The 22,695-nt window shown below is 61.9% G+C and carries 23 protein-coding genes; 15 read left to right on the top strand and 8 right to left on the bottom strand.

The features are described 5' to 3' along the window. The first annotated feature begins 60 nt into the window (after positions 1–60). Both V6M90_RS23750 and V6M90_RS23745 read left to right on the top strand, forming a co-directional pair. Positions 61–1,521 carry an NAD-dependent succinate-semialdehyde dehydrogenase gene (locus tag V6M90_RS23750; protein ID WP_332847229.1) on the top strand — a complete coding sequence of 487 codons (1,461 nt, stop codon included), beginning with the start codon at positions 61–63 and terminating at the stop codon, positions 1,519–1,521. A 13-nt stretch (positions 1,522–1,534) separates the two neighbouring features. Then, positions 1,535–2,620 (top strand): tartrate dehydrogenase, encoded by a 1,086-nt coding sequence (locus V6M90_RS23745; RefSeq protein WP_332847228.1) that lies wholly within the window; start codon positions 1,535–1,537, stop codon positions 2,618–2,620. Between the two features lie 79 nt (positions 2,621–2,699). Here the strand turns inward: V6M90_RS23745 and V6M90_RS23740 are convergent, their stop codons facing one another. Continuing rightward, positions 2,700–3,626, bottom strand: a complete 927-nt coding sequence (locus V6M90_RS23740) for a 2-hydroxyacid dehydrogenase (RefSeq protein WP_332847227.1) — start codon at positions 3,624–3,626, stop codon at positions 2,700–2,702. 32 nt (positions 3,627–3,658) lie between these two features. Between V6M90_RS23740 and V6M90_RS23735 the strand changes: the two genes are divergently transcribed. The 4 genes from V6M90_RS23735 to V6M90_RS23720 are packed head-to-tail and all read left to right on the top strand — an operon-like array spanning position 3,659 to position 6,340. Continuing rightward, a complete protein-coding gene (locus V6M90_RS23735; RefSeq protein ID WP_141063162.1) occupies positions 3,659–3,838 on the top strand; it encodes a hypothetical protein in 180 nt (59 codons plus the stop codon). Beyond that, positions 3,822–5,114: a 4-aminobutyrate--2-oxoglutarate transaminase gene (gene gabT, locus V6M90_RS23730; RefSeq protein ID WP_141063161.1), complete on the top strand. Its 1,293-nt coding sequence runs from the start codon at positions 3,822–3,824 to the stop codon at positions 5,112–5,114. The genes V6M90_RS23735 and gabT overlap by 17 nt, the downstream gene beginning before the upstream one ends. Positions 5,115–5,162: 48 nt before the next feature. Further along, entirely contained in the window at positions 5,163–5,807 is a 645-nt protein-coding gene (locus tag V6M90_RS23725) for an HAD family hydrolase (RefSeq protein ID WP_003174919.1), read from the top strand. 44 nt (positions 5,808–5,851) lie between these two features. Further along, on the top strand, positions 5,852–6,340 hold the full coding sequence (locus V6M90_RS23720; protein WP_003174918.1) for an Lrp/AsnC family transcriptional regulator: 489 nt from the start codon (positions 5,852–5,854) through the stop codon (positions 6,338–6,340). Positions 6,341–6,352: 12 nt separating this feature from the next. Here the strand turns inward: V6M90_RS23720 and V6M90_RS23715 are convergent, their stop codons facing one another. Further along, complete coding sequence (locus tag V6M90_RS23715) at positions 6,353–7,561, bottom strand: DUF1835 domain-containing protein (protein WP_305427465.1); 1,209 nt, start codon at positions 7,559–7,561, stop codon at positions 6,353–6,355. A gap of 151 nt (positions 7,562–7,712) precedes the next feature. Next, complete coding sequence (locus V6M90_RS23710; protein WP_050784877.1) at positions 7,713–7,955, bottom strand: hypothetical protein; 243 nt, start codon at positions 7,953–7,955, stop codon at positions 7,713–7,715. A 422-nt stretch (positions 7,956–8,377) separates the two neighbouring features. On the opposite strand from V6M90_RS23710, the gene V6M90_RS23705 reads away from it, so the two are divergent. From V6M90_RS23705 to V6M90_RS23695, 3 genes are read left to right on the top strand one after another with little or no spacing between them, the layout of a single operon-like run. Next, positions 8,378–8,695, top strand: a complete 318-nt coding sequence (locus tag V6M90_RS23705; protein WP_003174915.1) for a helix-turn-helix domain-containing protein — start codon at positions 8,378–8,380, stop codon at positions 8,693–8,695. Next, positions 8,688–9,974 (top strand): type II toxin-antitoxin system HipA family toxin, encoded by a 1,287-nt coding sequence (locus tag V6M90_RS23700; RefSeq protein WP_003174914.1) that lies wholly within the window; start codon positions 8,688–8,690, stop codon positions 9,972–9,974. The genes V6M90_RS23705 and V6M90_RS23700 overlap by 8 nt, the downstream gene beginning before the upstream one ends. Positions 9,975–10,016: 42 nt before the next feature. Beyond that, positions 10,017–10,145, top strand: a complete 129-nt coding sequence (locus V6M90_RS23695; protein WP_269745208.1) for a PLDc N-terminal domain-containing protein — start codon at positions 10,017–10,019, stop codon at positions 10,143–10,145. On the opposite strand, the gene V6M90_RS23690 is transcribed toward V6M90_RS23695, so the two are convergent. Together V6M90_RS23690 and V6M90_RS23685 are read right to left on the bottom strand one after the other, a co-directional pair. Beyond that, complete coding sequence (locus V6M90_RS23690) at positions 10,142–11,194, bottom strand: L-idonate 5-dehydrogenase (protein ID WP_332847226.1); 1,053 nt, start codon at positions 11,192–11,194, stop codon at positions 10,142–10,144. The two genes, V6M90_RS23695 and V6M90_RS23690, sit on opposite strands and share 4 nt — an antisense overlap. Before the next feature lie 13 nt (positions 11,195–11,207). After that, positions 11,208–11,981 carry a glucose 1-dehydrogenase gene (locus V6M90_RS23685; protein WP_003174911.1) on the bottom strand — a complete coding sequence of 258 codons (774 nt, stop codon included), beginning with the start codon at positions 11,979–11,981 and terminating at the stop codon, positions 11,208–11,210. 147 nt (positions 11,982–12,128) lie between these two features. Here V6M90_RS23685 and V6M90_RS23680 point away from each other — a divergent pair, with 147 nt between their 5' ends. Continuing rightward, complete coding sequence (locus V6M90_RS23680; protein ID WP_003174910.1) at positions 12,129–13,001, top strand: LysR family transcriptional regulator; 873 nt, start codon at positions 12,129–12,131, stop codon at positions 12,999–13,001. A gap of 45 nt (positions 13,002–13,046) precedes the next feature. On the opposite strand, the gene V6M90_RS23675 is transcribed toward V6M90_RS23680, so the two are convergent. Next, positions 13,047–13,346 carry a DUF6124 family protein gene (locus tag V6M90_RS23675; protein WP_332847225.1) on the bottom strand — a complete coding sequence of 100 codons (300 nt, stop codon included), beginning with the start codon at positions 13,344–13,346 and terminating at the stop codon, positions 13,047–13,049. Between the two features lie 826 nt (positions 13,347–14,172). On the opposite strand from V6M90_RS23675, the gene V6M90_RS23670 reads away from it, so the two are divergent. Both V6M90_RS23670 and V6M90_RS23665 read left to right on the top strand, forming a co-directional pair. Further along, positions 14,173–14,916 carry an ABC transporter permease gene (locus V6M90_RS23670; protein WP_332847224.1) on the top strand — a complete coding sequence of 248 codons (744 nt, stop codon included), beginning with the start codon at positions 14,173–14,175 and terminating at the stop codon, positions 14,914–14,916. Beyond that, a complete protein-coding gene (locus V6M90_RS23665) occupies positions 14,916–15,626 on the top strand; it encodes an ATP-binding cassette domain-containing protein (RefSeq protein ID WP_332847223.1) in 711 nt (236 codons plus the stop codon). The genes V6M90_RS23670 and V6M90_RS23665 overlap by 1 nt, the downstream gene beginning before the upstream one ends. On the opposite strand, the gene arnT is transcribed toward V6M90_RS23665, so the two are convergent. Continuing rightward, entirely contained in the window at positions 15,598–17,280 is a 1,683-nt protein-coding gene (arnT, locus tag V6M90_RS23660) for a lipid IV(A) 4-amino-4-deoxy-L-arabinosyltransferase (RefSeq protein ID WP_332847222.1), read from the bottom strand. The two genes, V6M90_RS23665 and arnT, sit on opposite strands and share 29 nt — an antisense overlap. Positions 17,281–17,468: 188 nt before the next feature. Next, positions 17,469–18,143: a lipopolysaccharide core heptose(II)-phosphate phosphatase PmrG gene (pmrG, locus tag V6M90_RS23655; protein ID WP_141063152.1), complete on the bottom strand. Its 675-nt coding sequence runs from the start codon at positions 18,141–18,143 to the stop codon at positions 17,469–17,471. 276 nt (positions 18,144–18,419) lie between these two features. Here pmrG and V6M90_RS23650 point away from each other — a divergent pair, with 276 nt between their 5' ends. Genes V6M90_RS23650 through V6M90_RS23640 form a run of 3 tightly spaced genes read left to right on the top strand, consistent with a single transcriptional unit; the run spans position 18,420 to position 22,603 of the window. After that, positions 18,420–19,088: an ABC transporter ATP-binding protein gene (locus tag V6M90_RS23650; RefSeq protein ID WP_042944977.1), complete on the top strand. Its 669-nt coding sequence runs from the start codon at positions 18,420–18,422 to the stop codon at positions 19,086–19,088. 1 nt (position 19,089) lies between these two features. Further along, entirely contained in the window at positions 19,090–21,552 is a 2,463-nt protein-coding gene (locus V6M90_RS23645; RefSeq protein WP_332847221.1) for an ABC transporter permease, read from the top strand. Further along, positions 21,542–22,603: a lipocalin-like domain-containing protein gene (locus V6M90_RS23640; protein ID WP_332847220.1), complete on the top strand. Its 1,062-nt coding sequence runs from the start codon at positions 21,542–21,544 to the stop codon at positions 22,601–22,603. The genes V6M90_RS23645 and V6M90_RS23640 overlap by 11 nt, the downstream gene beginning before the upstream one ends. Positions 22,604–22,695 lie beyond the last annotated feature (92 nt).

Below are 22,695 nucleotides of genomic sequence, written 5' to 3'. Positions count from 1 at the left end.
CGGCATCCTCATCCGTGGCACCTCCCTAGACTGGAGCGTGTCTCGGATCAGGACTCGACCATGCTCACGACTCGCTTGCAAGACCCCAGCCTGTTGGCTGAACTCGCCTATGTGGATGGCCAATGGATCGCCGCCGACAGCGGCGCGACTTTGGATGTCCACGACCCCGCCACCGGCCAGTTGCTGGCACGGGTGCCGGCCATGGACGCGGTGGACACGCGCCGCGCTATCGTTGCCGCCGAACGCGCCTGGCCGGCCTGGCGCGCGCGCCCGGCCGCCGAACGCGCGGCGCTGTTGGAGCGCTGGTACCAGGCGATGCTCGATAACCTCGATGACCTCGCACTGATCATGACCTGTGAACAGGGCAAGCCGCTCTATGAAGCCAAGGGCGAGGTGCGCTACGGCGCGGGCTTCGTCAAATGGTTCGCCGAGGAAGCACGACGGGTCTACGGCGAAACCATGCCGGCGCCCAGCGGCGACCGCCGCCTGCTGACCCTCAAGCAGCCGGTGGGCGTGTGCGCCGCCATCACCCCGTGGAATTTTCCCAACGCGATGATCACACGCAAATGCGCACCGGCCCTGGCCGCCGGCTGCCCGATCATCGTCAAACCCTCGGACCTCACGCCGTTGTCGGCCCTGGCCCTGGCGGTGCTGGCCGAACGCGTGGGGATTCCTGCCGGCGTGTTCAATGTGATCACCGGGTTGCCCGCCGGCATCGGCGGGGAACTGACCGGCAACCCGGCGGTGCGCAAGATCTCTTTCACCGGCTCCACCGCCGTCGGCCGCCTGCTGATGCGCCAGAGCGCGGAACACATCAAGCGCCTGAGCCTGGAGCTGGGCGGCAACGCGCCGTTTGTGGTGTTCGATGACGCCGACCTGGAGCAGGCGGTGGCCGGGGTGATGATCAGCAAGTTCCGCAACGCCGGGCAAACCTGCGTGTGCGCCAACCGCATCCTGGTGCAGGCCGGGATCTACGAACGGTTCGCCGCGCGGCTGGTGCAGGAGGTGGGCAAGCTCAAGGTCGGCAATGGCCTGGAGGAGGGCATGACCATCGGCCCGCTGATCAACCCCACCGCGGTGAGCAAAGTCGCGCGACATATCGACGATGCCCTGGGCCAGGGCGCCACCTTACTGTGCGGCGCGATCCCCACCGGTGACAGCCCATTCGTGCAACCCACGGTGCTCGGTGACTGCCACGCCGGCATGCTGCTGGCCAACGAAGAAACCTTCGGCCCGGTGGCACCGCTGCTGCGCTTTACCGATGAAGCCGAGGCGCTGGCCCTGGCCAATGCCACGCCGTACGGCCTGGGCGCCTACTATTTCACCCAGGACCTGCAACGCTCGTGGCGCTTCGGCGAGGCCCTGGAGTTCGGTATGGTCGGGCTCAATACCGGGATCATTTCCATGGAGGTCGCGCCGTTTGGCGGCGTCAAACAGTCGGGGCTGGGACGTGAGGGCAGCAAGTACGGTCTGGATGAATACCTTGAAATCAAGGCGTTCCACATTGGCGGGTTGAACTAGCGAGGCAGGCTCCATGAGCAAAACATTCAGAATCGCCGCGATTGCCGGCGATGGCATCGGCAAGGAAGTCTTGCCTGAAGGCCTGCGGGTTTTGGAACGGGCGGCCAAAGTCTGGGGCCTGAACCTGAGCATCGACGTGCTCGACTGGGCTCACTGCGACTACTACCTGGCGCACGGGCAGATGATGCCCGACGACTGGTTCGAGCAGCTCAAGGGCTATGACGCGATCTACTTCGGCGCGGTGGGCTGGCCGGACAAAGTCCCGGATCACATCTCACTGTGGGGGTCGCTGCTCAAGTTCCGCCGCGACTTCGACCAGTACGTGAACATCCGCCCGGTGCGGTTGTTTCCCGGCGTGCCGTGCCCGCTGGCCGGGCGCGAACCGGGGGACATCGACTTCGTGGTGATCCGTGAAAACACCGAAGGCGAATACTCATCGGTAGGCGGCAAGATGTTTGAAGGCACCGCCCATGAATTCGTGCTGCAGGAGTCGGTGTTCACCCGGCGCGGCGTCGACCGTATCCTCAAGTTCGCCTTCGACCTGGCCCAGACTCGTCCGCGTAAAAAACTGACGGCGGCGACCAACTCCAACGGCATCTCCATCAGCATGCCTTACTGGGACGAGCGCACCGCGTTGATGGCGGCGAACTACCCCGAGGTGAGCTGGGACAAGCAGCACATCGACATCCTGTGCGCGCGCTTTGTGCTGCAGCCGGACCGCTTCGATGTGGTGGTGGCGTCGAATCTGTTCGGCGACATCCTCTCCGACCTGGGGCCGGCCTGTGCGGGCACCATCGGCATTGCGCCGTCGGCCAACCTGGATCCCGAACGGCGCTTCCCATCGTTGTTCGAACCAGTGCATGGTTCGGCGCCGGATATTTATGGGCAGAACATCGCCAACCCGATTGCGATGATCTGGTCGGGGGCGTTGATGCTGGATTTTCTCGGCCATGGCGACGAGCGTTACCGGGCCGCGCATGATGGGATTTTGCAGGCGATTGAAGGGGTGATTGCGGCGGGGCAGGTGACGCCGGATTTGGGGGGGCGGGCCTCAACCCAGGAGGTGGGTTTGGCGATTGCCGAAAGGCTCCAGCCCTAAAAGCGGGCACGCTTCAAAATGTGGGAGGGAGCAAGTCGAATCGTCGCACCGCCCCTCCCACTTTTTTGATCTCCAGGCATCAGTAGCCTTTGTGGCGATCCACTTCGCCCACCATCGCCTCACCGCGCTCGAACCGCCGGATATTTTCCAGCAACACCCCAAACGCACTCGCCGGCTGGGTCATCGCGGCGATGTGCGGTGTGAGCAGGATCTGCGGGTGATCCCAGAAAGGATGCGCGTGCGGCGCCGGTTCTTCCTGCAGCACATCCAGCACCGCAGCGCTCAATTGCCCGCTGCCCAGCGCCTCGAGCAGATCCGCCTCCACCAGATGCCCACCACGGCCCATGTTGATCAATGCGGCGCCACGGGGCAGTTGGTCAAACAGACGCCGGTTGAGAATGCCCTGGGTCTGCTCGGTCAACGGCAGCACGCACAGCAAAATATCGCACTGGCTGAGAAACGCCGGCAGTTGTGCCTCGCCTGCGTAGCACGTCACGCCCGCCAATTGGTGCGCACTGCGCGCCCAGCCCGATAAGACAAACCCCAGCGGCGCCAAGGTCGTCAGAATCTGCTGGGCTTGTGTCCCCAACCCCATCACACCGACGCGCCGATTCGCCGCCGGCTGCAGCAGGTGCGCCTGCCAGCAGCGCGCAGCCTGTTGCTGGCGGTAGCGCAGCATGTCGCGGTGCAGGCTGAGCACGGCCCAACTGGCGTATTCGCACATGCCACGGGTGATGCCGGGATCGAGCAGGCGCACCACCGGCAGTTCGGGGGGCAGGCGCGACAGGTCCAGTTGGTCGACGCCGGCCGATAAGGCAAACAACACTTTCAGATTGGGCAGTACCTGCTGCACGTCGTCCGGTGCCTGCCAGGCGGCCAGGTATTCGATGTCGGCGCGGTTGCCGATGTCCGGCCAGGCGCGCCATTCGATATCGGGCGCGTGTTCGGCGAACAGCGCCTGCCAGTGTTGGCCGCGCACCGGGTCGGCTTTGTAGAGCAAGGCCATGGGCATTTCCTGCTGGATGAAAGAAGACGCTCATGATCACCCAAAGCCCGGCGCAGGATCTGTTGAAAGGCCAGGGCAAAACAGTCGATCCGCATTTCTCACGGGCCAAGTTCGGCGTAGTTGGTTGCCCGCACGCCGTACGCTGGACAGCATCGCAACCACCTTCCGGTTGCCGCATTCACAATGGGAAATGCCATGAACAGCAAAGTTGACGAAACCCCTCATTTGCTCCGTCAGCGCGAGCAATTCGTGCCCCGAGGCCTGATCACCGCGCACCCGCTGGTGATCGACCGCGCCCAGGGCGCCGAACTGTGGGACGTGGATGGCAAGCGCTACCTGGATTTTGTCGGCGGCATCGGCGTGTTGAACATCGGTCACAACCATCCCAAGGTGGTCGCGGCGGTGCAGGCCCAATTGCAGAAGGTTTCCCACGCGTGTTTCCAGGTGGTGGCCTACTCGCCTTACCTTGATCTGGCCCAGCGCCTGTGTGAAATGATCGGTGGACAGGAGGCCTATAAGGCGGCGTTTTTCACCTCCGGCGCCGAGGCGGTGGAAAACGCGGTAAAGATCGCCCGTGCCCACACCAATCGCTCGGCGGTGATCGCTTTTCGTGGCGGTTTCCACGGCCGCACGCTGCTGGGCACCACACTCACCGGCATGAGCCAACCCTACAAACAGAACTTCGGGCCGTTCGCGCCGGAGGTGTTTCACACGCCGTATCCGAACGCTTATCGCGGCGTGACCAGCGAGCTGGCGCTCAAGGCGCTGGATGAGTTGTTCGCGACCCAGGTAGCGCCGGAGCGCGTGGCGGCGATCATCATCGAGCCGGTGCAGGGCGATGGCGGTTTCCTCACCGCGCCGCCAGCGTTTCTTCAGGCCCTGCGTGCTTTGGCCGACAAGCACGGCATTGTGTTGATCCTCGATGAAATCCAGACCGGTTTCGGCCGCACCGGCACCTGGTTCGGCTTCCAGCACGCCGGGATCCAGCCGGACCTGGTCACCGTCGCCAAGAGCCTGGCCGGTGGCTTGCCGTTATCCGGCGTGGTTGGCAAGGCGCACATCATGGATGCACCGCTGCCCGGCGGCCTGGGCGGCACCTATGGCGGTAACGCCCTGGCATGCGCGGCGGCATTGGCAGTGATCGAGGCTTTCGAACAGGAACACTTGCTGGCCCGCAGCCAAGCGCTCGGCGAGCGCCTGCGCCACGGCCTGCTCGGTTTGCAGGCCCGCTATCCGCGCATCGGCGATGTACGCGGCACCGGCTTTATGCTGGCCATCGAGCTGGTCAAGGATGACCCGGCGCGCACGCCCGATGCCGACCTCAACCAACGAGTGATCGACGAGGCCCGCGCCGGTGGCTTGCTGGTGATCAAATGCGGCGTGCACCGCAACGTGCTGCGCTTCCTCGCGCCGTTGGTGACCACCGAAGCCCAGGTCGACGAAGCCGTGAAAATTCTGGATGGCGCCTTGGCACGGGTCTTGAACTGAGCCTGTGCCTGTTCAAGGTGAACTGCATCATTGGAGGCTTGACCGCACATGGGACTGACAGATTATCGAGCGCTGCTGATCGATTGCGATGAAGTGCTGGTGGACCGCGATTCGGGGGTATGGGCCGCCTTGCAACCACTGCTCGACAGTCGCGGCGGGCAGCCGCCCAGGGAGCAGGTGCAGGTCGAATACAACGCGGTGGTCGCAGCCTTATACCCGCGCTTCGCGGAGCTGGGCTTCAGTGGCGTGCTGTGTTTCGCCCATCGCCAGCTCGCCGAGCGCTGGGGGGTACACGCCAGTTGGGAGGAGGGCATGAGCTTTGCCCGGTCGGTGGGTAATTGGTCACTGTTCGAGGACGCGCCGGGGGCTATGCTGTATCTGCGCAAGTTCTACCGGTTGCTGGTGCGTGGGGACCGTGATGCGCAGGATCGCGGCGTGTTGTGCGAACGGCTGGGCATTGCACCGGAAGATTTCATTTCCCTGGCCGATGACCTGCAATGGCTCAATGATCCGGCGCAAGAGGTGCAACCGGTGCTGCATGTGACCGGCCCGTCGGTCGGCGCACAAGGCTCGCTGGACCGCTGTTTGATCGGCCGCCACCGGGCCCGGCAGCCTTCGCCCTGCGCGGCGCAGTACTGCATCAACAGCATGGCGGACCTGGTGGCGCAGCATCAGCTGTCTTTACGGCGCTGATTTTGCTAGAAGATTGCTTACAAACGGCAGTCAAGAGGTACGCAATGGAAGGGCTAGTCAAGCTGGACCGGATCGACATCAGCATTCTGGTTGAACTGCAAAAAGACGGCCGGATGACTAACGTCAGCCTCGCCGACGCCGTGGGCCTGTCGGCCAGCCCATGCCTGCAACGGGTCAAGCGGCTGGAATCGGCGGGGTATATTTCCAGCTACAAGGCGCACTTGAACCTGGCCAAGATCACCGACTCGGTCACGGTGTTCACCGAGATCACCCTCAGCGACCACAAGCGCGAAGACTTCGCCAAGTTCGAGTCCAACATCCGCCTGGTGGACGAAGTGCTCGAATGCCACTTGATCAGCGGTGGCTACGACTACCTGGTGCGCTTCATGACCCGCAGCATCCAGCATTACCAGGAAGTGGTGGAAAGCCTGCTGGACAAGAACATCGGCATCTCCAAGTACTTCAGCTACATCGTGATCAAATCGCCGGTGCTCAAGGATGGCGTGCCGCTGCGCAAGTTGCTGCGGCACTGAGGGGGTGTGTCGCTAGCGGTCACGCCACACCGGCTTGAGGTTGCGATCCAACGCCCAATGAGCCTCACCCGGCCGCGTGCACACACCACCTACCCATCGCTCGTGGCAGGTGTGCGCTATCCAGTTGGCGTTGCCGCTCAGTACGTCCTTTCCCAATGGCGTCAACGCCAACCTTCGCTGAGGCCATTGCAGATGGGCCTCGGTTTCCAGCAGCAACGGCTGTTCCCCGTCAATCAACGGCCGCAGCAGCGCATGAAACATCATGTCGCCCAGAAACGGCAGCGGCTCGCGCTTGGCCATCAACTCGGCGAACACCCGGCCGAACGCTACCGGCCCGGCTTCGGCGATGTAGGTGAGCGCAAGGCGTTCGGTCAGCGACAGGCCATCCTCAAGCCCCGGCAATTCCTGCAACTGGCGCAACAGTGCCGGCGCCAGCAAGGGCAGGGCGGCGTGCTTGCCGTGGGCCAATTGCGCCCAGGCGAGGGGTGAACTGTCGCAATACGCCGCCCAGGCCTGTTTGGCCAGGTGCACCGCGGCGGCATCGATCACGCGCCGTTGCGGCCACAACCACGCCAATACATCCGGCGCCAGTTGGCCAATGCCGATAAAACGCTCGACGCCGGGGATGCGCTCCACTTCGACCAGCTCCAGCCTGACCGGCGCCTGTTCGAGGCCGGCCAGTGCGCGGATCAGAAACAGTTGGTCATAGGCATCGGCCTCGCACCAGAGCACGCTGTGTTCGGCGCTGGCCAGGGTTTCAAGTTGGGTGTATTCGTCGGCCACGCGGCGCGCTGTGTCCGTTTCGTCCATGGCGAAGGCCCGGCTGATGAACGCGCTGCGCATGTCACGGAATGCCTGGCGGGGCAGGTCACGCACCGGGCCCATGCACAGCGGGTCGGTGAGCATCCGGAAGTGGCCCTTGAACCCTGCCAGCTTCAGGCTGTGGGCGATGTCACTGCCGCAGCGCCAGTGGCTGGTGCGCGCTTCATCGCTGGCGTCGAAATCCGGGTGGCGAGCCGCGAAGTCGAGGGCGTCGATATGCGCCTTGAGCTTGGGCCAACTGCTGAAACCCAGCTGTTTGGCGAGCTGCCATTGGGCCTGGGACAGGGTGGCGTTTGGGTCCTGGGTCTTGAGGTGCGCCAACAGTTCCTTGGCGCGCTTGCGCTGCTGCTCAAGGTTCAGACGGCCGTCGGTGTTGGAGGATAAAGGACGTTGCGACATACGAGCTCCTTGCACAAACCTTTTCCGCTTCAAGGTTGGGAGTCGTAGAAATAAGAGGGTGCTTCACTGTCTTGGGCGCAGCCCTTTCCGCGGAAGGTGGCGTAGAGAGCGCCAGGCGGCAAATATAGGCAGTGCGGTGAGCGATTGCAAATCAGGCGTGTACGTCGGGCTTGCGATCAATCCAGTGAGTCTTGATGCCCTTGGCCCACGCCACGGTATAGAAACAGCTGAGCAAGACGATGCCCCATTGCTCGGCATTGATCGAGGACCAGAACCAGAACGGCTGGCCCGCCATGCCGAACAGGCACGCGTAGCGGCGCACCTTCAAGCGTTTGCTCTGGCTGAACCAGATGGCGACAACGCCCAGCGCGGCGATCATGATTTGTGCGATCAAGGGTGGGCTCCTGTCTTGAGGTTTCATAGTGACCAAAGGTGGGGCCGGCGTGCGATGGCGGTGCGGCAGACCCTGAAGGTCTGAGCCGCGCAGGTTGCGATAGTTTGATTTTTTTGAATGAAAAGGTCGCACCACCCGCCTCACCAGTGCGCCTGAGCTGATCAGCAGGTCGATAAACCCCGGCTATGCTCTGCGAACGCCAAGCGTTGTTTGGCGCTCAAGGAGAGTGACTGATGAAAGTCGGATATTGGCTGGTGGGCTTTACGGTATTTTTTCTTTCCGCCCCCCGATGTTCTTTTTCAGGAAAAACCGCAGAGGCGACAACTATCCTGACACCGGGGAAATAACGTCGCTTGATAGGGCTCTAGGTTAATTCTATAATTTTGTGAGTTAACTGGCAAAGAATGGGCTGGATACACACTATGTTGGATTTAAGCTTCAGCAAGCCGGGTGAGGTCGTCAAGCGCCTCTGCGATCGCTTGCGCACAGAGCGCTTGGCGCTGGACATGACACAAGCCGACTTGGCCGGGCGTGCCGGCATCGGCACCAACACCGTGTCCAACCTTGAAGCCGGGCGCAATGTCGGGTTCGAGAACGTGGTCCGGGTGGCGATGGCCCTTGGCCGTACCAAGGAACTCGAAGGCCTGTTCCTGCCAAAGCTGGAAAGCATCGAGGATATTCGGCGCTACGAAAACAGTGCCAATCGTCTTCGTACAAAGAGGAAGTCCGGCAATGCTTGAGCAGGTGAACGTCTTCTACGAAGGCTGGGGTGAGCGATGGCAATGGGGCACGCTGGTCTCCACGACCGCCCTGACCGGTCGCCCGCTGATCGTGTTCGAGTACCGCAATGAAGCCAGGCAAAGGGGCTTGGAACTGTCCTCCTACACGCTGCCGCTGGAGGGGGCCCAGTTGCGCCGAGATTTTCCAGACCACCAGCTGTACTTGCCAGGGCCTGTTTACGACTCGTTGCCGGATGGGTGGGGCATGTTGCTGATGGACCGTATGTTCAGGCGCCGCGGGCTCACCACTGCGCGCATCGGCTCACTGGAACGGCTAGCCTACATCGGTAGCAATGCGATGGGTGCCATGACGTTTGAGCCCGTGGCGCCCGAAGGTCAGGAATCTGAAGTCCACATCCCGCTGGAACAGCTTGCTGGCGAAGTGCAGGAAGTGCTCCATGGAGACGGTGGCGAATTCCTGCAGACGTTGCTGCTGGTGGGCGGCTCGCCTCAAGGTGCAAGGCCTAAGGCCCTCGTCTATCGCGATCCCGAAACTGGCGGGTTTACCACTGCCGTCACGCCGGGCTTTGAAGCCTGGTTGATTAAGTTCCCGGCCAAAGAAGAACATGCCGAGGTGTGCGCTATCGAAATGGTCTACGCCGAGTGCCTGCGCATGTGCGGTATCGAAACCCCTGACACGCAGTACTTCAGTCTGCCTAATGGGTTGGCAGCGTTTGCCAGTAAGCGATTTGACCGCCGGGATGGTCTGCGCGTACCCATGCAAAGCCTCGCGGCCTTTACGGGGGCAAATTACCGGTCTCCGGGGGTGTTGGACTACGTCAACTTCTTGCGGGCAACACAGATGTGCACCAACGACGTGCGCGAGATGGCGGTGGCCTTCGAACGTGTCGTCTTCAATGTTGCGTTCAACAACCGAGACGATCACCCCAAGAACTTTGCCTACATCATGTCGCAGGACGGTCAGTGGAGACTGTCGCCGGCTTACGACGTGACCTTCTGCGAGGGGCCGAGTGGATATCATCAGATGGATGTGATGGGGGAAGCCCTGTCGATTTCTCGCACGCAAATGCTTCGGCTTGCCGAGGAAGCTGAGGTGGCTCCGGACGCAGCAGGCAGAGTGATTGACGGCATTTGTGATGTGGCGAGCCAATTTGCAACCATCGCCGAGAGCTTATACCCACAGGTTATTACTCGAGACACCTTGCGAACGATCCAAGACCGCATCGATCAGAACGTAGCCCGGTTACACCAGAGGCACGCGGGCAGCGGTCGCCGTTGAAGATTGGGAGGAGCTGGCGACTCTCATGATCGATGCTGCCGTGTGCTTCAAACACTTAGGGCCCTGTGCCGCCGCAGCCATAAAACTGTGGGAATAAAAGCAGCTTGGGCTATCGGTCTGATCATCTTCCCGCTGCTAGGACTAATTGTCTGGGGGCTTGCCGGGGGTTAGGGTCGATCCGGTACGCCAAAATCCAACACCACCTTCATCGCCTGGGTCTTGTCCGCCGCCAACTCAAACGCCTGCACCGCCTGCTCGAATGGCACGGTGTGCGAGATCACCGGCCGTACATCAATGATCCGGCGATTCAATAAATCCACCGCCTGGGCAAACTCCGGATGAAAGCGGAAGGTGCCGCGCAGGTCGATCTCGCGGCTGACCAGCAGGTTGAGCGGCAGCGTCACATCGCCGCCCAACCCGACCGTCACCAGCACACCACGTGGCGCAATGCATTCCAGGCCGTTGCGCAAGGCCTGGGCGCTGCCGGAGACTTCGAACATCACATCGAAGTAGCCTTTTTCGGTGGTGTAGCGCTTGAGCGCGTCGTTGCCGTCGGCAAGGTTGTGGGTGCGGCTGGCGCCCATTTTTTCGGCGCAGGCGAGGGCGCTGGCCGACAAGTCCACGGCAACGATTTCAGCCGCGCCGGCTGCCCGCAAGCTGCCGATCAAAAGATTGCCGATGGGGCCGCAGCCGGTCACCAGCACGCGTTTGCCGAACACCGCGCCGGCGCGTTGGATCGCGTGCAAACCCACCGACAACGGCTCGGCCAGCGCACCTTCGGCGAGGCTCACGTGGTCGGCCAGGCGATGGGCCTGGTGCGTCTCGATCACCAGGCTCTGGCGAAACGCACCCTGGATATGCGGAAAGGGCATGGCGCTGCCGTAGAAACGCATGTCCAGGCAATGATTCGGCAGGCCCTGATGACAGTAACGGCAAGCGCCGCAGGGACGTGACGGCGAGACCGCGATGCGCTGGCCGACCTTGAACAACCCGGTGTCCGCGCCCACGGCGTCGATCACCGCCGACACTTCATGACCCAGCACCATCGGTTCGCGCAGGCGCACGGTGCCGAAGCCGCCGTGCTGGTAATAATGCAAATCCGAACCGCAGATGCCGCCCCGGGCGATGCGCACGCGCAGTTGGTCGGGGCCGAGGGTTTGCGGTTCATCCTGAGGGCTCACCCGCAGGTCTTTTGAAGCGTGGCAGACGATAGCGTGCATGATGTTCTCCGGGTTACAGCGATGCGGTGATGCCACCGTCGACATACAGGATATGGCCGTTGACGAAACTGGCCGCGTCACTGGCCAGGAATACCGCCGCGCCGGCCAGTTCGGCCACGTCGCCCCAGCGTCGGCTCGGGGTGCGTTGCACCAGCCAGTCGCTGAATTCGGGATTGGCCACCAGGTTGGCGTTCAGTTCGGTCTTGAAATAACCGGGGCCGATGCCATTGACCGTCAGCCCGTGCGGGCCCCAATCAATCGCCATGCCCTTGGTCAGCATCTTCAGCGCGCCCTTGCTCGCCGCATACGGCGCAATGCCGGGGCGGCCCAGCTCACTTTGTACCGAGCAGATGTTGATGATGCGCCCACGCTTGCGCGGGATCATCGCCCGCGCCACGGCCTGGCCGACCAGGAACGCGCTGTCGAGGTTGGTGCTGATCAGCTCGCGCCAGTGCTGCTCACTGTAGTCTTCCAGCGGCCCACGGCGTTGCATGCCGGCGTTGTTCACCAAAATCTCCAGCGGGCCGAGGCGCTCCTCGATACTCGCCACGGCGGTCTGGATCGCCGCGCTGTCGGTCACATCGAACGCCTGGGTGTGCACCTCCAGGCCCTCCTGCGTGAGCAGCTCGGCCGCGTCACGCAACGTGCTGCGGTTGCGCCCATTGAGCACCACCCGCGCCCCGGCCTGGGCCAGCCCACGCGCGATGGCCAGGCCGATGCCGGCACTGGAACCTGTGATCAACGCGAGGCGGCCGTCGAGGCGCAAGTTATCTAAAACGCTGTGCATGGGCCCTGTCTCCTGACGTGCTTATTGTGATAAGCCAAACTCATTGTTAACGCTCGTTAGTAACCTTAGTTCACCCTAGGGTGCGGGGAGAGGCCAATATTCATTTATGATCGGCTGATCAATATCCGTGATCACCGAGGAGGTCCGATGGAGCTCAAGCACTTGCGCGCCTTTGTGGTGCTGGCCCAGGAGCTGCACTTCGGCCGGGCGGCGGCGCAGTTGTCGATCGTGCAGCCGGCGCTGAGCATGCAGATCAAATTGCTCGAAAGTGGCTTGGGTGTGCGCCTGCTCGACCGCAATCGCCACTCGGTGACGCTGACCGAAGCCGGCCGCGTGTTCTTGCCCGAAGCCCAGGCCACCTTGCACCAGGCGGCGCGGGCGGCGGACGCGGCGCGGGCGTCCAACCGTGGCGAAATCGGGCGTGTACGCCTGGGCTTTGTGTCGTCGGTGCTGCCGCAGTTGCTGCCCGAGTTGATCCGCGCGGTGCACCAGCGCTACCCGCGTATCGAGCTGGAACTCAAGGACATGCCCGGGCCCGATCAAGCCGCCGCATTGAAAAGCGGCCTGCTGGATTTTGGCCTGATGCGCCTGCCCGCCGCGCATGCGGGGGTGCAGACGCGTGTGGTGTTGCGGGAGAGTTTCTGCGTGGCGTTGCCGGCGGATCACCCCTTGGCGGCGCAGGCATCCATCTTCCCCGCCGATTTACGTGACCTGCCGGTGTATATCCTCGCGCGCCGTTATGCGCCAGGGTTCTACGATGAGTTTATCCAGGCACTGGGCGTGCCCTTGCGGGTTGCTGCCGAGCTGGGCGAGTTCACCACCATGCTGGCACTGGTCTGCGCCGGACTGGGCATTGGCGTATTGCCCCAGCAGGCAGCGCGGGCGTTGCCGGCCAACTGTGTGTCGCGGCCTCTGGAACTCGGCGCGTTCCAGGCCAGCACCGGGTTGGCCTGGACCGAGCTGGACAGCGCGGTAAAGAGCACGTTGTTCAATTTGATTGGGGAGTTGTTTGGTGGGTGATCGCGTTGGAGGGGCGGTGCGATGCCCCTCCGACATTGACCGCGTTCAGGCTGAGGGTTTCAGGCAATCAATCGAACGATCCACCGTGGTCTTGGCAATCTCCAGCAAATGCCACACCGCCAAAATCTTCGCCCGTTCGGGGCTTGCCAATTGCTCGCCACAATCGAGCGCGGTGGCCGAAGCGCTATCGAGCAGGCTGGCGGTGTAGAGCAGGGCATCTTCGAAGCTCAGGTCTTCGTTGACGGTGTGAAAACCTTGGGTGGGCAGGTAATGGTCGATGGCGCGGTTGAAGGCGGCGCGGTCTTTGGCGGGGTCGATAGGTGGATCGGGTAGGGCTTTGTTCATGGTGTAGCTCCTGTCTGAATCTCAAGGAACCGACACGTTTCGCGACTAAACGAAGGTGGCGGCTGTACGCAGGTTAGTCGACCGGTCAGAACAGGAACCCGGCGCGCCCGAGGGCGCCCTGCGCACAGCCACCATAAAGCCTCATGGGAGCGTGCGCCTGTTCAGAATCCGGGCGACTAAACCCGATCACTGATAAGCAGTGACGGACCGCAGACTAGCCACCGATTCCAGCAGGCGCAAGGCGGCAGGGATTGTCTCGGAAACGTCCTGCAATTAAAAGGGATGCAGCCTGCTGGCCTTTTACAAAGCATGACCAAATGCCAGCGACGCCGCTGTTAGTCCCCGGTTTCTGGTCCTCAGTGAAGGCTCTTGCCCCGTGGCGGTCTGACAGCTGGCAGACATTTACTTGAAGCCCCCGCGATCCAAATGTGGGTAATTACGCATTCTGGGTGAGCCCTGAAAGAGCCTAAGGTTTGCCATTTGTCGGATTAATCATCTGCATCTTTGAGGGGGAAACCTTTTCCTAAAGAAAACGTCTGCGCAGGCGCCTATTGCTTCTTATAGTTTGATTGTGCGTAACTTATTAATTTAGTAAAGAAACAAGTTTTTGATGCGCGGCGAGAAGTGGTTTTTAGTGTTTTCGCAACTATTGATCGTCCGAAATTGTTGAGTGAAACTTCCCAATGCTTGAGGTTAAATTTCCTACATGGATTTTTTATAGATATTGCGATTTTTTTCTCAGGGGCTAGATTTGATTTTGTCGGTTTAAGTCCTCGATACGCCAGTCTGGCTTGGCAAAGATGGTTCCGTTTTCATGAGGTGAATCATGACCCTGTATTCCCTGTCGAAGCCCTTTCTGTTAGCACTGTTGTTTATCAAAGAACAATTAAAAGAACCTGTCGCGTTATTTTGGACGGTGATTTCCCCAGTCGTTACCTACTACCTGATTACCTACACAAGGGCACCGGTAACTGAGGTGGCTACCGATTATTTGTCCAGTACTTCCTGGTTCTACGCTTTTGTCGCTTCAAGTGTTGCATTATTCGGGTTGGCATTTTACATAGTGGGTCGCAGAGAAAGTGGTTTCCTACGATCCTTCGTTTACACAGGTCGGACGAAAATTATTTTTCTTGCTGGACAGTTTTTTGCCTATTCGATTGTTTCCATGCTGTATTGCTCTGTCTTCTACGTAATGACACGTCATTCCTCCGGAGTCGCTGGTCTTGCCGAATATCTCGTTATTGTTGGGCGGTTTTATGTTTGCTTTCTGCTGTTCTCCATACCTGCGCTTTTGTTGACGCTGGTTCCAGTGGGTTTTCAGAATGCAAGTACGCTTTTTTCCATGTTGTCCCTAACGATGTTGGCGCTTGGTATCGTAAGCATCGGTTCCCTAAATCCGATGCTTGCCATCGTCAGGTTTTTTAATCCGATGTGGTGGGCAAATAGAATTATGTTGGTAGGGGTGGCGGAGTGTGGGTGGGTTGTTGTGGTAGTGGTCATTTGCCTCGTACTTTCATTGTGGGTGATGTTTCGCTTTTTACTGATTAATCCCGTTTGGAGTCGTTATTGATGGCACGGCTTATTGTGGACTCGCTTGATGTTCGATATGCATCTCATATCTTGCTTCATAACGCCTCGCTGGAGGTTGAGGCTGGTTCGATCTCGGGTCTGCTGGGGCCTAACGGTTCCGGTAAAACCACGTTTTTTGACGTGCTTTGTGGCCTGAAGAAAATCGATGGCGGCGAGATAAACAACTCTTTTTCGAAGCTGCTTTACCTCTCCCAAATCATCAGCACGCCCGCTGTATTGCGTATGTTCGACATCTTCAAGATGACCATGCTGTTTTGCGCCGAAACGAAAGTCACCCAACAACATGCGCTCGATCAAATCGAGAAATGGAGCCCTGGCATTGCGCAGCGTTACTGCGAACTCTGGAACAAAAAGTCCTCTCTCTGCAGCTACGGGGAAAAGCGTTGGTTTTTCACCTTGTCGCTGCTCTGCGCCAATGCCGATATTGTGATACTGGATGAGCCCACCGCAGGGGTAGATCCTGAGTTTCGCTATCACATCTGGCAATGCCTGGAGGGGGCGGCGGCGGACGGTGTCGCGGTGCTGGTTTCATCGCACAACGTCGATGAGATCGTCACGCACTGCGATGATTTTTACATGCTCAGCCAGCGGCGCTTCAATCGCTTCAATGACGCGCAAAGCTTTATGCGTGCCTACGAGGCAAAGAGTCTGGATGAGGCTTTTATTCAGGCGGCGAGCCTGCGTTCGTAATGGGCAATTGCGGATACACAATCAACGCCAACACCCCCTTTGAATACCGCTTGCCCCCCGGCGGCAGTTGCCCGACCTCGCGCATTTCGCTGGTGCTGCCGACCCGCATCAGCACGCCGACCGGGCCGTGTTGGCGGGCGTCCTTGAGCCAGGCCTGTACTTGGTCCAGATTGACTTTGCGTTGAACCGAATCGGCATATTGCAGGCCATAACGCAGTTCGCCCTCGGTGTCATACAGCGTCACCTGCGGACGTTGCAGGCGCCAGGACAGGGCGGCGGCGAGGCTCAGGTCGTTGCTGAGCAGGGCGTGGGTTTCCTGCAGCAGTTGCTGATGTTCCAGGACGAACGTGTCGGGCATTTCGTTATCGGCGATCGGCGCGGGCATGCTCGCCGGCAGCAGGATCACCAGCACGCCAATCCCCAGCGCCGGCATCGCCCACAACGTGAGGGGACGGAAGGCTTGCAGCAGGTTGGCGAGTATCCACGCCAACAACACGATAAAGCCCAGGGACAGGCTGAACATCTCGGCGTGGCTGTTGCTGTACACGGGCCTGGCGATTTGCAGGTAGATCAGGCCGATCATGCCCGCCATGCCGAATACGAAGTTGAATAGGCCGTTGAGGCAGATCGGGCGGGCGCGGTGCAGGCGTAGCAAGTCGCTCAAGGTATGCCCCATCAGCAAGGCCAGCGGCAGCAGGCACGGCATGATGTAGGTCGGCAGCTTGCCGTTGCTCAGGCTGAAGAACCCCAGCGGCAGCAGCAGCCACAGGGCCAGGAAGCTGATCTGCGGTTGACGTCTCTGCTGCCAGGTGGCGCGCAGGGTGCTGGGCAACAACCCGGCCCAGGGCAGGCAGGACACCGCGATGATCGGCAGGAAGAACCACCACGCCCGCACGTGCTGCGCATCGTCGGCACTGAAGCGGCGGATGTGTTCATTCCAGAAGAAGAAGCGCCAGAAGTCCGGCTCCTGGTTGTGGATCGCCAGCACCCAGGGCAAGCACACCAGCACCGCGACGCCCACCGCCAGCGGGCCATAGCGCAGCAGCTCGCCCAGGCGCCGTTGCCAGAGCATATAGGGCACGGCAATGAGTACCGGCAGCACCCAGGCCAGGAAGCCCTTGGTCATGAACCCCATGGCACAGGCGAACCCCAGCACCACCCAGGCACCCAGGCGGCTGCGCGGGGTGCTGCTGTCGAGGGCAAACCACAACGCTACCAGGCTGAGGTTGACCCACAACGTGAACTGCGGATCGAGGTTGGAATACCCGGCTTGCCCGGCGACCAAGCCAAAACTCAAGTACAGCAAAGCACAGGCAAAGCTTTTGCGCGGGTCGTTCCACAGACGCCGGGCGATGAGGTAGGCCAGCAGCACGCTCAAGCCGGTGGTGAGGGCCGAGGCGATGCGTACGCCGAACAGGTTCTGACCGAACAGCGCCTGGCCAAGCGCAATCAGCCAATAGCCGCCGGCGGGTTTTTCAAAATAGCGGATGCCCATGAAGTGCGGCGCCACCCAGTTGCCGCTGAGCAGCATTTCCTGGCTGATCTGGGCGTAGCGGGTTTCATCCGGCGTCCACAAACCGTGCAGGCCCAGGGGCAGTAGATAAAACGCGGCGAAGGCCAGCAACAATAACGGCAGGGGTTTCAGGCGGCTCATGAACACGTCGCTTCTTGACGTTCATATTCATCATGTTCAAGTAGCGAAGTATTAACGTAAGCGGTCACGGTATTCACTGAATAACAGGAGGTCGTCATGACGTCCTTGATTGAAAGAGGCAACTCAACATGCCAGAACAGGGCTGTCTTTTTGCTGAACATGGACCGAGGCTGTAATGGCCAGGGGGGTTAGAGTTGCTTGAGTGCGGCCGGCCAGTCGGGGTTGTTCATGATGCCCAGGGCCTTGAACTTGCCGTTGGGCAGCACTTGTACGAACAGGGCGCTGCCGTACTCGGGGAAACGGGCACGGGGGTAGCCCAGAGCGGTTTCGAAGTCGGCGATGCAACCGCTGTGGGTGACGAAGACCAGGTTGCGCCCCGGCTGCTTGTGGCTCAGCAATTCTTCGCCCATGGCCGCGCCGCAGACTGCTTGCTGGCCCGAGGTGACGTCGCTCTTGCCGAACATGAAACGTGAAGTCTGGGCGGTGCGAATGGCGGGGCTGGCGAGGATGTCGCTGCCGTCCATGCCCAGGCTTTTAAAGGCTTTGCCGAGGTTCTGTGCCTGTTGGCTGCCGTTGATGGTCAGACCTTCTTCCGGGCCCAGGCACGGGTTGGTCGAACGGTCGCAGCGTTCTTCATGGCGCACCAGGACGATCAAGTCGCCGTCGCGCCACAGGGGTAAAACCTCGGAGGTCAGCAGGCGATCACCCACCCCCAGGTTGCGCGGCGAGTTCGGCCAGAACACGCTGGCGGTCAGCAGCAGGGCGATCACGGCAATGCCCAGTCCCCGGCGTCGCAGGCGTTTGAGCGCAGCCCGACGCGAGCGTGGTTTGGTCAGGGTAAGGTCAACCACTTCATTCACCATGGGCGCTGTTGGCAATGTTGTATTAATTGGGCGCAACGTAATGGCAAGTCACCGCAGTGAAGCGCGAGGCTGTCACAGCGCTGCTGTCTTTTCGCTGAATAGGTCGCGCTTAAAAAGTTGCCAGGCGTGGTCACTGAAAAGTTACCGACGCGTGACGCTTGGGTCGGAACTTTAGAGTTCGGTGGGTGGGCAACCGGTGAAATCCATGTGAAAAATTTGCGTGGCTTCAATCCGCAGCCGTTATTCTCGATTGCCGCCCATCAAACGAGTGTTGCCATGTTGCAGGTGCAAGGAGTGTTCAAAAGCTATGCCACGCCGCAGGGCCCGTTGGCGGTGTTGGCGGGTGTGGATTTGCACCTGGCCGCACGCAGCAGCCTGGCGTTGATGGGGGAGTCGGGCAGTGGCAAGAGCACCCTGTTGCACCTGGTGGCCGGGCTCGACCGGGTGGACGGCGGCAGCATTCGCGTCGGCGAGCAGCGCCTCGACCGGCTGAGCGAGCCGCAGCTGGCCCACTGGCGGCGTACCGAAATCGGCCTGGTGTTCCAGCAGTTCAACCTGATCGGCAGCCTGCGCGTCGACGACAACCTGGCCTTCCAGGCGCGCCTGGCGCGGCGCTTTGACCCTGCGTGGCAGGCGCAATTGGTGGAACGCCTGGGCCTGGGCGACTTGCTCAAGCGTTATCCGGAACAACTCTCCGGCGGCCAGCAACAACGCGTCGCGGTGGGACGGGCCCTGGCGTCGCGCCCGCGATTGTTGTTGGCCGACGAGCCCACCGGCAACCTCGACGAAGCCACCAGCGACGAGGTGCTGCAACTGCTGCTGGAGGTGCTGCGCGACAGCCCCACCAGCCTGTTGATGGTCACCCACAGCCCGCGCATCGCGGCACGCCTGGACCGCCAGATGGTGCTGCATCGCGGCCATGTCATGCCCACGGACGCGCACTGAGATGGCGGTGTTTTATTGGGCGCTGCGTGCACTGCTCAGCCATTGGCGGCGCCACCCGGTGCAGTTTTTCAGCGTACTGACCGGCCTGTGGCTGGCCACCGCGCTGTTGACCGGGGTGCAGGCGCTTAATAGCCAGGCACGTGACAGTTATGCCCGCGCCAGCCAACTGATCGGCGGCGAACCCCAGGCCAGCCTCACCGCGCCGGACGCTGCGCGTTTGCCGCAAAGCCTGTTCGCCCAGTTGCGCCGAGCGGGCTGGCCGGTGTCGCCGGTGGTGCAGGGGCGTGTGCAGCTCCAGGGGCAGGCGGATGTACGCTTGCAATTGATGGGTATCGAACCGCTGTCATTGCCCGGCAGCGGCGCGGTGGCGGGGCAGCGCTTGAGCCAGGCGCAACTGTTGGCGTTCTTCGAGCCGCCGGGCCGCACCTGGATCGCCGTGCAGACCCTGCAGGCCCTGGGGCTGCGGGAGGGCCAGCAACCGCAGTTGCTCAATGGGCAACGCCTGCCGCCGCTGCAGGCGCAAACGGACATGGCGCCGGGCCTGTTGCTCACCGATATCGGCTTCGCCCAACCGTTGCTGGAGATGCCGGGGCAGGTGTCGCGCTTGCTGCTCGACAACGCCTTCGCCGCCGGCCACCCCACGCCACCTGCCGGGCTGCAATTGCAGCAGGGCGAGGACAACAACCTTGCGCGTCTCACCGAAAGCTTTCACCTGAACCTCGACGCGCTGGGTTTTTTATCCTTTGTGGTGGGGCTGTTTATTGTGCATGCCGCCATTGGCCTGGCCCTGGAGCAGCGACGCGGGCTGTTGCGTACGTTGCGCGCCTGTGGGGTGAGTGCGCGCTTGCTGATTCTCAGCCTGGGCGTGGAATTGGGGGCGTTGTCGCTGCTGGGAGGCGTGCTTGGCGTTGCCAGCGGTTACCTGCTGGCCGGCGCGTTGCTGCCGGATGTGGCCGCCAGTTTGCGTGGGCTGTATGGGGCTGAGGTGCCGGGGCAATTGAGCCTGAGCCCAGGGTGGTGGCTGGCGGGGTTGGGCTTGAGCCTGCTGGGTGCGCTGCTCGCCGGTGCCGGCAGCCTGTGGCGCGCGGCGCGTTTGCCGTTGCTGGCGCTGGCCAATGCCCAGGCCTGGCATGAGGCCCATGGGCGCTGGTTGCGACGTCAGGCTTGGGTGGCGGGCGCGGCATTGCTCATCGCGCTGCTGGCGCTGTGGCTGGGCGATAGCCTGGTCGCAGGCTTTGTGCTGATGGCGGCGTTGCTGCTCGGCGCAGCCCTGGGCTTGCCGGTGCTGCTCAACGCTTTGCTCAAGGCCGTGCTGGGACGCAGCCGTTCGGTGCTCGGCCAGTGGTTTCTCGCCGATTGTCGCCAGCAATTGCCGGCGCTGAGCCTGGCCTTGATGGCGCTGCTGTTGGCCCTGGCCGCGAACATCGGTGCGGGCTCCATGACTTCCGGCTTCCGTTCGACCTTCAACCACTGGCTGGAACAACGCCTCACCGCCGAGCTGTACCTGAACCCGCAAAGCCCGGCCCAGGCGGAGCAACTCAGCCGCTGGCTGACGCAACAGCCGTTGGTGCGCAGGGTACTGCCCACCTGGCAGGTCGACGTGCAAGTGCGCGGCTGGCCGGCGGACATGTTCGGGGTGGTCGACGACCCGACCTACCGTCAGCACTGGCCGTTGCTGGCGGCGGTGGACGAACCGTGGGACCGGTTGCATAAAGACGACACCCTGATGCTCAGCGAGCAGCTGGCGCGCAGGTTATCCATCACGCTCGGCGATACGCTCGACATTCCTACGCCCCAGGGCGTGTGGTCGCCGAGGATCGTGGGGATCTACGCCGATTACGGTAATCCCAAGGGCCACCTGCTGGTCAACGCCGAGCACCTGCTCGCGCATTGGCCGAACCTTTCGCCGGCGCGTTTCAACCTGCGCGTCGCGCCGACCGATGTGGCGCCGCTGGTGCGCGAGGTGCAGCGCGCCTTTGCTCTGGAGGACAGCCGCATCGTCGATCAACAGCAACTCAAGGGCTGGTCGAGCCAGGTGTTCGAGCGTACGTTCGCCGCGACCAGTGCCCTTAACAGTCTCACCCTCGGCGTGGCCGGCGTGGCGCTGTTCATCAGTTTGCTGACCCAGAGCCAGAGCCGCCTGGGCCAACTCGCACCGCTGTGGGCGCTGGGCGTGACGCGCCGGCAATTGATGCTGTTGAACCTGGGGCAGACCTGGTTGCTGGCGGTACTCACCCTGGCGCTGGCGGTGCCGTTGGGCCTGCTGCTGGCATGGTGCCTGGATGCGGTGATCAACGTGCAAGCCTTTGGCTGGCGCCTGCCGTTGCAGGTATTCCCGTGGCAGTTGGCGCAGTTGCTCGGGCTGGCATTGCTGGCGACATTGCTGGCATCGGCGTGGCCGCTGTGGCAGCTGTACCGCAGCCGTCCGGCGGACTTGTTGAGGACGTTCGCCCATGAAGATTAAAGCCTTGCTGTGCGCGGTGTTATTGCTGGCCGGCTGCGACAAAGCCCCCGCGCCGGCGCAGAGCTTCGCGGGTCTGGGCAGTGATGCGGCGGATTTTGCCCAGGTGGTGCCGGGCAAAGTCTTCAGCTTTCCCGAAGATCACGGGCCCCATGATGGCTTTCGCATCGAGTGGTGGTACGTCACCGCCAACCTCAAGGATGCCCAGGGCAATGAGTTCGGCGTGCAATGGACGCTGTTTCGCAACGCGCTCAAGGCCGGGCCGACGCAAGCGGGCTGGCGTGACTCCACCGTGTGGCTTGGCCACGCCGCCGTCACCTCCGCCAGCCGCCACTACGCCGCCGAACGCCTGGCCCGCGGCGGCGTCGGCCAGGCCGGCGCCGAGGCGGTGCCTTTCAACGCCTGGATCGACGATTGGCGTTTTGCCAGTCGTCCCGGTGCCGCCAGTGCCTTGGCGGATATGCAACTCAAGGCCAGCGGTGCGCAATTCGCCTACGATCTGCACCTGACCTCCAGCCGTCCGCTGGTGCTGCAAGGCGACAACGGCTACAGCCGAAAATCCGACCAGGGCCAGGCGTCGTACTACTACAGCCAGCCGTTCTTCAGCGCGAGCGGCAGCCTGAGCCTGGATGGCAAGGTGTATCAGGTCACCGGCCCCGCCTGGCTTGATCGCGAGTGGAGCAGCCAACCCCTGAGCGCCAGCCAGACCGGTTGGGACTGGTTCTCCCTGCACCTGGACAGCGGGGCGCAACTGATGCTGTTCCGCGTGCGCCAGGAGGACGGCGCCGGTTACCTCACCGGCACCTGGATCGACCCGCAAGGCCATGCGCAGACGTTGCACAACGCCGATATTCAACTGGCACCGCTGGCAACCACGGCCATCGAGGGGCGCAAGCTGCCGACGCGCTGGTCGCTGAAGATTCCCGGCAAACAGTTGGATATCACCACCGAAGCCGTCAACCCGAATGCCTGGATGAACCTGAGTGTTCCGTATTGGGAAGGGCCGGTGCGGTTCGACGGGGGGGTGGGGTATCTGGAAATGACCGGGTATTGAAGAGGTAAAATTTCCTACAAAAATACTGGACATGCATACAGTATTTGGCTAGATTCCATCCCAGGTGACCGGATGTCACCTGACCTTCAGTT

Source organism: Pseudomonas lactucae, from assembly GCF_036688725.1.
GTDB classification, from domain to species: Bacteria; Pseudomonadota; Gammaproteobacteria; order Pseudomonadales; family Pseudomonadaceae; genus Aquipseudomonas; species Aquipseudomonas lactucae.
This window is presented reverse-complemented; position numbering and strand designations above follow the sequence as displayed.

Bases quoted from the DNA above. Each gene is read 5' to 3' on its own strand.
- V6M90_RS23750 (WP_332847229.1), top strand. From the start codon at position 61: ATGCTCACGACTCGCTTGCAAGACCCCAGCCTGTTGGCTGAACTCGCC.
- V6M90_RS23670 (WP_332847224.1), top strand. From the start codon at position 14,173: ATGACCCTGTATTCCCTGTCGAAGCCCTTTCTGTTAGCACTGTTGTTT.
- gabT (WP_141063161.1), top strand. From the start codon at position 3,822: ATGAACAGCAAAGTTGACGAAACCCCTCATTTGCTCCGTCAGCGCGAG.
- V6M90_RS23690 (WP_332847226.1), bottom strand. From the start codon at position 11,194: ATGCACGCTATCGTCTGCCACGCTTCAAAAGACCTGCGGGTGAGCCCT.
- V6M90_RS23680 (WP_003174910.1), top strand. From the start codon at position 12,129: ATGGAGCTCAAGCACTTGCGCGCCTTTGTGGTGCTGGCCCAGGAGCTG.
- V6M90_RS23725 (WP_003174919.1), top strand. From the start codon at position 5,163: ATGGGACTGACAGATTATCGAGCGCTGCTGATCGATTGCGATGAAGTG.
- V6M90_RS23740 (WP_332847227.1), bottom strand. From the start codon at position 3,626: ATGGCCTTGCTCTACAAAGCCGACCCGGTGCGCGGCCAACACTGGCAG.
- V6M90_RS23720 (WP_003174918.1), top strand. From the start codon at position 5,852: ATGGAAGGGCTAGTCAAGCTGGACCGGATCGACATCAGCATTCTGGTT.
- arnT (WP_332847222.1), bottom strand. From the start codon at position 17,280: ATGAGCCGCCTGAAACCCCTGCCGTTATTGTTGCTGGCCTTCGCCGCG.
- V6M90_RS23640 (WP_332847220.1), top strand. From the start codon at position 21,542: ATGAAGATTAAAGCCTTGCTGTGCGCGGTGTTATTGCTGGCCGGCTGC.
- V6M90_RS23665 (WP_332847223.1), top strand. From the start codon at position 14,916: ATGGCACGGCTTATTGTGGACTCGCTTGATGTTCGATATGCATCTCAT.
- V6M90_RS23645 (WP_332847221.1), top strand. From the start codon at position 19,090: ATGGCGGTGTTTTATTGGGCGCTGCGTGCACTGCTCAGCCATTGGCGG.
- V6M90_RS23705 (WP_003174915.1), top strand. From the start codon at position 8,378: ATGTTGGATTTAAGCTTCAGCAAGCCGGGTGAGGTCGTCAAGCGCCTC.
- V6M90_RS23700 (WP_003174914.1), top strand. From the start codon at position 8,688: ATGCTTGAGCAGGTGAACGTCTTCTACGAAGGCTGGGGTGAGCGATGG.
- V6M90_RS23685 (WP_003174911.1), bottom strand. From the start codon at position 11,981: ATGCACAGCGTTTTAGATAACTTGCGCCTCGACGGCCGCCTCGCGTTG.
- V6M90_RS23650 (WP_042944977.1), top strand. From the start codon at position 18,420: ATGTTGCAGGTGCAAGGAGTGTTCAAAAGCTATGCCACGCCGCAGGGC.
- V6M90_RS23745 (WP_332847228.1), top strand. From the start codon at position 1,535: ATGAGCAAAACATTCAGAATCGCCGCGATTGCCGGCGATGGCATCGGC.
- V6M90_RS23675 (WP_332847225.1), bottom strand. From the start codon at position 13,346: ATGAACAAAGCCCTACCCGATCCACCTATCGACCCCGCCAAAGACCGC.
- V6M90_RS23735 (WP_141063162.1), top strand. From the start codon at position 3,659: ATGATCACCCAAAGCCCGGCGCAGGATCTGTTGAAAGGCCAGGGCAAA.
- V6M90_RS23715 (WP_305427465.1), bottom strand. From the start codon at position 7,561: ATGTCGCAACGTCCTTTATCCTCCAACACCGACGGCCGTCTGAACCTT.
- pmrG (WP_141063152.1), bottom strand. From the start codon at position 18,143: ATGGTGAATGAAGTGGTTGACCTTACCCTGACCAAACCACGCTCGCGT.